Origin of the sequence: Corynebacterium sp. HMSC074E01 (genome assembly GCF_001808885.1) — a bacterium.
Lineage (GTDB): Bacteria > Actinomycetota > Actinomycetes > Mycobacteriales > Mycobacteriaceae > Corynebacterium.
Genome location: NZ_KV794802.1, coordinates 1 through 7,117 on the forward strand (window position 1 = coordinate 1; position 7,117 = coordinate 7,117).

5 protein-coding genes are annotated in these 7,117 nt (G+C 66.3%); 3 read left to right on the top strand and 2 right to left on the bottom strand.

The features are described 5' to 3' along the window. Both glyA and HMPREF2537_RS00040 read right to left on the bottom strand, forming a co-directional pair. Positions 1-981: serine hydroxymethyltransferase (gene glyA / locus HMPREF2537_RS00035; RefSeq protein ID WP_083298929.1), on the bottom strand; the 981-nt coding region annotated here is incomplete at its 3' end. 280 nt (positions 982-1,261) lie between these two features. Continuing rightward, positions 1,262-1,966 carry a TetR/AcrR family transcriptional regulator gene (locus HMPREF2537_RS00040; RefSeq protein ID WP_070524518.1) on the bottom strand — a complete coding sequence of 235 codons (705 nt, stop codon included), beginning with the start codon at positions 1,964-1,966 and terminating at the stop codon, positions 1,262-1,264. A gap of 171 nt (positions 1,967-2,137) precedes the next feature. Between HMPREF2537_RS00040 and HMPREF2537_RS00045 the strand changes: the two genes are divergently transcribed. From HMPREF2537_RS00045 to HMPREF2537_RS00055, 3 genes are all read left to right on the top strand, one after another. Continuing rightward, positions 2,138-3,955, top strand: coding sequence for an ABC transporter ATP-binding protein (locus HMPREF2537_RS00045; RefSeq protein ID WP_070524520.1), 1,818 nt, complete (start codon positions 2,138-2,140; stop codon positions 3,953-3,955). Next, on the top strand, positions 3,952-5,691 hold the full coding sequence (locus HMPREF2537_RS00050; protein ID WP_070524522.1) for an ABC transporter ATP-binding protein: 1,740 nt from the start codon (positions 3,952-3,954) through the stop codon (positions 5,689-5,691). The genes HMPREF2537_RS00045 and HMPREF2537_RS00050 overlap by 4 nt, the downstream gene beginning before the upstream one ends. Positions 5,692-5,776: 85 nt before the next feature. Further along, positions 5,777-7,048, top strand: a complete 1,272-nt coding sequence (locus tag HMPREF2537_RS00055; protein WP_070524524.1) for an MFS transporter — start codon at positions 5,777-5,779, stop codon at positions 7,046-7,048. Positions 7,049-7,117 lie beyond the last annotated feature (69 nt).

Sequence of the window (7,117 nt, forward strand, 5' to 3'; positions counted from 1 at the left end):
TGGCTCCCGCCCCAAGTTGCAACAGCACCAATCAAGCAACACGAGATGACAGTCAGTGCCACCGGTCACCACCTGGATCCCCGATGATCTGATGTCGGGCTGACAGAGCCGCTCGGCGATCATCTTCGCGCCTTGGAGTGTTCGCCGTTGGCGCTCGACAAACCCAGGTCGGCCGGCGAGATGGAAGGTGGCAGCCTTGGCGGCGATGCTCTGATTGAGCGCTCCGCCTTGGTGCCCAGGGAAAACAGCCGCGTCGATTCGGTCGGCCAGTGAGCCCCGGCAGAGGATCAGCCCACCGCGCGCACCTCCGAGAGTCTTGTGGGTCGTGCTGGTGACGACATCGGCATACGGCACGGGCGAGGGGTACACACCGGCTGCGATCAGGCCAGCAAGGTGCGCCATATCCGCGACGAGAAAGGCGCCGACCTCGTCGGCGATGTGTCGGAATCCGGCCCAGTCAACCGTCCTCGGATAGGCTGTCCAACCTGCAACGATGACTCGCGGTCGATGCTGGCGCGCGAGACGGGCCACGGTCTCCAAGTTCACCAGCCCGGTATCGGCATCTAGGTGATACCGGACAGCTTTGTAGAAGGTTCCTGAAGCATTCATTGTCGTGCCGTGTGAGAGGTGCCCGCCGTGGGAAAGGGCCAAACCCATCACCGTGTCACCAGGTTCCATCAGGGCGCCGAACGCAGCGGCGTTCGCCTGAGCTCCAGAGTGCGGCTGCACATTTGCGTGGTCGGCGGAGAACAGCTTCCGAGCCCGATCAATCGCGAGACACTCAATCTCATCGATATGGGCACATCCGCCATAGTAGCGACGGCCCGGATATCCCTCGGAATACTTGTTTGTCAGCACCGAACCCTGCGCCTGAAGCACGGAGATCGGCGCGAAGTTTTCCGATGCGATCATCTCCAACGTCTGCCGCTGACGTGACATTTCCTCCGACACGAGGGTGTGCAGCTGGGGGTCTGCGTCCATCAGTGACACGTCGAGATCGTTGTGCGCTGGCGGCGACGCTCTGCGAGTTGACCGGAGGGACTCATCGGAGTCCGGCGGCCAGGCGTCAGTGCTGTCTGTCGCGGACAAGGCAATCACCTCCGATGGGCTCGGCAAGCGCGGGTGACCGGAGATCCGCCTCGGAAGGGTGTCCGCGCCGGGAAGGACCGACAATCCGATGCCAGGTGTGCAGTGCACAAATTATCGATCGGTGCCAGTGTACCCGATGCTCTTAGGCGAGGCTACCCTAATGAGATGTTGCCTATGGTTTCATCGGCTGTCTCGTCGCGATGCGGGCTGCGACGCCGTCGAGTGCACGTTCGACTGCGTAGTTGTAGAGCCTGTCGAGGTCAAAGGCATGGGCGAGCGTGTCCGCGAACATTGCCGCCCCTGGATGCTGACTGTCCTCGGACAAGACGCCGAGGCTTGCGAGGATCGCGTCCTGAAGCTTGGGGTCGACATCTCGCTCGTCTTCGGAGGCGATCAGGTGCACGGCGGTGTTCAATAGCATGATGTGTGCGGCGGGCGCCTCGTCGCCCAAGCCGGCTTCAGCGAGCTTGCTGACCCCGGTATCGATCATCAGTACCGCCGCAGGGACGGTCGTGGCGGCCATGCCGAGCCAGCGGGCGACGCCGGGGTGTGCGGACAGTGTGTCGTGCAGCGAGGTGAGGAGCTGCTGATACCACGGTCGCCACGAGAGTTCTGGTGACGGTAAGTCGACTGAGCGCATGACGGCGTCGACGATGACGCGGTCGACCTCGTGGCGTGGGCCGACGCGGTGCACGATCGCCGTCGGCCAGCAGCCGACCTCTTTCGCGAGGTCCCGAGTGGACCACCCGGCTAGGCCGCGGGCGGCTGTGAGGCGGACTCCGGCTTCGATGATCTGCTCTGTAGTCAAGGGGGCTTCGTCCGCGGCGGTGCGCGGTCCGCGCTGGCGTTTGCTCTTCTTTGCCTTCGGCTTTGTCATGCTCGGCTCCCATCCGCGGAGTGTCGTGCCACCACGATACCCGGCGTGGTTGTCCGTTGGACAAACGCGCCGGGGAAGGGTACACTCACTTCAAAGATTTGTGCACTGCACAGGGCTCGCGATCGGGGACCGTGCAGATCGCCGATGAGTGGATGCTTGAAAGGATGGCTCATGCCCGATGATGCGACCGCTACTCAGGCTGTGTTGCCCGACGCTGAATCCGAGTCGGCCCCGGACACGCTTGAGCCCGAGACGAGAGCCGCTGGTAGTGGCAAGAGCCTCGGCTCGCTGCTCGCTCCGGTGCGTGGGCGGCTGATCCTGGCGGGGGCGTTCCAAGCGCTTGGCGCGCTGACGTCCCTGGTGCCGTATGTCGCGATCTATCGGATCGTCGAGGAGCTGTTGCAGCCGGCAGCCGCGAGCGGGAACGTGGTGTGGGCGTGGGCGGTCATCGCCGTGATCGGCGTGTTGGTGCGCACTGCCGCGACAGGGGCGGCATACACCATCACTCACGGAGCGGACGGAACGGTTGGCCAGGCGCTTCGGCGGCGATTGACCGATCGGCTGTGGCGGGTGCCGCTGGGCTGGTTCGGAGAACGCTCCTCTGGTCAGGTGAAGCGCCGCCTGCAAGATGACGTGCACGACGTGCATCATCTGGTGGCACACGCGATCAACGACCTGGTGGGAGCGATAGTGGCCCCGCTCGCGGGATTCGTACTGCTGTTCGTCGTCAACTGGCGATTGGGCCTGGTGTGCCTGGTGCCGGTACTGCTGTACTTCGTCGGACTGAGCGTGATGATGCGCGGAAATACGGAGAACGCGGCACGCTGGGACGAGGCATTGGGCCGGGTGAACTCCCGGATCGTGGAGTTCGTGCAGGGCATCGCGGTCGTGAAGACGTTCGGCCGGACACGCAGCACGCAGGAGCGCTACCACGCAGTCGGTGACGAGCTGGCCGTGTTCTTCGAACGCTGGATGGGACCACTGCTACGCGTCAACGCGCTGGCGAGTGCGGTACTGGCACCGCCGACGGTGATCGCCCTGGTGCTCGCGACAGGGGCCTGGTTCGTCCATTCAGAGTGGGCGGCTCCGGCCGAGGTGCTGCTGGCGTTGATGATCGGGGTTGGACTGGGTGCACCGGTGCTGAACATGGGGATCGGGGCGCAGGCAATGCGCACCGCCACCGCGGCAGCGGCGCGGCTGGGCGCCCTGCTCCGCACCCCGGTACTACCGCAGGTCGCGCATCCACGCACCCCGGAGGGTGCCGTGGTGGAGTACGACGGCGTGCGATTCTCCTACGATGGGCAGACCGACGTGCTCTCGGACATCGACCTCGTACTGCGACCCGGCACCGTCACAGCACTGGTGGGCCCATCGGGCTCCGGCAAGTCCACGCTGGCGCGGCTGCTGCCCCGGTTCTGGGACGTCACCGACGGTGCGATCCGGATCGGCGGAGTCGACCTGCGGCACGCGGCTCCCGAAGAGATCTACCGGCGAGTCGCATTCGTGTTCCAGGACAACGTGCTGCTGCGCATGAGCGTGCGCGACAACCTGCGCCTAGCGGCCCCGGACGCCGACGACGAGACCGTGGAGGCGGCAGCGCGAGCGGCACAGATCCACGATGTGATCATCTCTATGCCGCAGGGCTACGACACGATCGTGCACGAGCAAGTGACGCCGTCCGGCGGTGAGACCCAGCGGCTGTGCATCGCACGGGCCATGCTCGCCGACGCTCCCATCGTGGTGCTGGACGAAGCCACCGCCTTCGCAGATCCCGAATCAGAAGCAGCCGTCCAGGACGCCCTGTCAACCCTGATCGCTGGCCGTACGGTCCTCGTCATCGCGCACCGGCTGCGCACGATCACCGACGCGGACCAGATCGTGGTTCTCGAGGGCGGTCGGATCGTCGAGAACGGCCGCCATGACGAACTGCTGGACCATGGCCGGCTCTACGCCGCCCTGTGGAACGCCCAGGAAGGAGCGACCGCATGATCCGGAAGCTGCTGCCGATCCTCGCATCGGACGACCGGGCGAGGATGCGCGTCTTCCTCACCGTCTGCGTCGCCTACGGGATCCTCCAGGGCGTCGCGCTGCTGCTGGCAATCCCCGCACTACGCCACCTGCTCGCCGGTGAAGCTTCTGCGAGCTGGCCGTGGATCCTCTCGGTGATCGGTGCCGCTGTCATCGCGGGCATCGCGTTCTCGATCCAGAGCGTGCTGGGATCCCGGATCGGGCTCGCCCTGATGCGCCGCCTGCACCGCAGCATCATCGACCACCTCGGCGTGCTGCCGGTGGGCTGGTTCTCCTCCGATCGCACCGGAAGACTCTCGCAATCAGTCTCCCAGGGCACGACCGCCGTGTGGACGGCCGCCTCGACCCTGATCCAGCCGCTGGTGACCGCCGTCGTCACGCCCATGACCATCGCGATAGGACTGCTGTTCATCGACTGGCCGGTGGCGCTGACGATGCTGATCGCCGCCCCGCTCCTGTACCTGGTGTACCGGTGGGCGGCTGCGCTCGCGGAGCGCTCCGCCGATCAGATCGACCAGGCGGCGGTTGAGGCGGCCGGACGCGTCGTGGAGTTCACTCGCGCCCAGCCGGTGCTGAGGGCCTTCCGGGCCGATCAGGCCGGCAACGGCATGCTGGAGAGAGCACACCGCGCCCAACAGGAGGCCTCCCGCCGCTCGCTGCGCACCAGCCTGCCCGGCCTGATCGGCTTCGCGACCGCCGTGCAGTTGGTGTTCGCCGCCGTCATCGTCATCGGCGTGTGGCAGTCCCTCACCGGCGCGGCGAGCGCGGCGACCGCCGCCGTGGTGCTGTTCGCCGCCGCGCGCTTCACCGGTCCGCTCATCGACGCCGCCGACCTCGGCTCCGCGCTCCGGCTCGCCGGTCACGACCTGGATCGCATCGCCGATGTCCTCGACGAACCCGCGCAGCCCGAGGGCACAGACAGCATCGACCAGGCCGGAGAACTCGCCTTCGACCACGTCGACTTCGCATATCCCGGGGGCCGGCAAGTGCTGCACGAGGTGACTTTCTCGGCGCACCCGGGAACCACTACCGCTCTGGTAGGGCCGTCAGGATCGGGCAAGAGCACGATCCTGCAGCTGGCTGCCAGGTTCTTCGACCCCGACGCAGGCACTGTGCGCATTGGCGGTGTCGATGCCAGGCTGCTGCCGGTACAGACCGTGATGGAGCAGCTCTCGGTGGTCCAGCAGAACGTCTATCTGCTCGACGACACGATCGAGGCCAACATCCGCTTCGGAAACCCGGAGGCCACCGACGACGAACTGCGCGAGGCGATCCGTCTGTCCCGCGTCGACGAGATCATCGACCGGATGCCCCACGGCCTCGACACGCAAGTCGGCGAGGCTGGAGTCGCGCTCTCCGGCGGTGAGCGTCAGCGCGTATCCATCGCACGAGCCTTCCTCAAGGACTCGCCCATCGTGCTTCTCGACGAGATCACCGCATCGCTCGATCCCGAGAACGCGATCGCCGTCCACGCCGGGCTGGCGGCACTGTCCGAAGGCCGAACCATGCTGATCGTCAGCCACGACCTGACCACGATCGCCGGAGCCGACCAGATCCTCGTCCTCGGCGACGGCGCGATCGTAGAGCACGGCACCCACACCGATCTCATCGCCGGCACAGGTCTGTACGCCGACTTCTGGGTCGAACGCGAACGCGCCCGGGGCTGGCGCGTCACCGACCCCACCGATGCCTCATGAAACCACACGCGAAAACAGCGCGGTGTGCGCACACATGCGACGCCGCCGTCGTGACCGACCCGGACGCACTGAAGGGCCCCCAAGGATGACGACAAGCAACCCCGCGCCCACCGCGCAGATCAAGCTGGTGCTGACGGCGGTGTTCCTGGCCTACCTGGCGCAGATGACGCTGAACCCGATCATTGCCCCGCTCTCACGCGAGGTCGGGCTGGCCGAATGGCAGGTCGGGGTGACCATCAGCACGGCAGCGATCATGGTGGTGCTCACGGCTCAGATGTGGGGGCGGCGGTCGCAGTCGCTGGGACGCAAACGTGTTCTCGTCGCGGCGCTGACCCTCGGTGCGATCGCGACGGCAGCTTTCGCGCTGATCTCCCAGCTCGGCATGATCGGCGTTCTCAGCGGCACCGTTCTGTTCGCGCTGTTCGTCGTGCTGCGCGGTATCGGGTTCGGCACCGCCATCGCCGCTATTCAACCGACCGCGCAGGCCTACATCGCTGACGTCACCACCGATGAGACCACACGGATCAAGGGCATGGCCGGTGTGGGTGCGGTCCAGGGCGTGGCTCAGATCGCCGGTTCCGTTGTCGGTGGTCTACTCGCCGCGTTCGGGCTGATGGCCCCGATCCTCTCCGTCCCGGTGCTCCTCGCCCTCGGCCTCGTGCTGGTCGCCCTTCGGTTGCGCCCCGAGGCACGCGCCACCTTGATCGAGAAGCCAGTGAGCGTCCGGCCGACAGACTCGCGGGTGTGGCCGTTCCTGCTCGCCGGGTTCGGCATGTTCACCGCCCTGGGGTTCATCCAGATCATCACGGGCTTCATTGTCCAAGACCGACTCCACCTGGACGCGAAGACAGCCGGAGTGCTCACCGGCGCGGCCCTCCTGGCCGCAGGTATCGGCATGATCCTCGCCCAGACAGTCGTTGTTCCCAAGACCGGGTGGAGCCCAGCCACCCTGCTGCGTGTGGGCGGCGTGGTTGCGCTGCTCGGATTCCTCGTGCTGATCCCCGATGCCGGGCCGGTCGCCCTCTTCGGATCGATCACCCTCATCGGCCTCGGATTGGGTACCGCCATGCCTGGTTACACCGCCGGGCCAACACTGCTGGTCTCCCGAGAGGAACAAGGAGGCCTGGCCGGCCTCATCGCCGCCAACATGGGTCTCACCTTCGTTGTCGCACCCACCGCCGGAACCGTCCTATACGGGGCTTGGACCCCTCTGCCGATCATCATCGGCGCGGCCATCATGGCGATCGTGACCCTGTTCGTTCTGCTCCACCCCCGATTCCGACGCATCCCGATGCCGCCCGAAGGCGACGCGACGAACTCGGACGTGCCAACGCAGGACGCCGGCCATGACTGTTGAGACAAACGTCGTGAGCGGCCTCACCAGGGGCCTCGAGCCGGTGCTGTTGCAACTTGGGGCGGGAGCCAA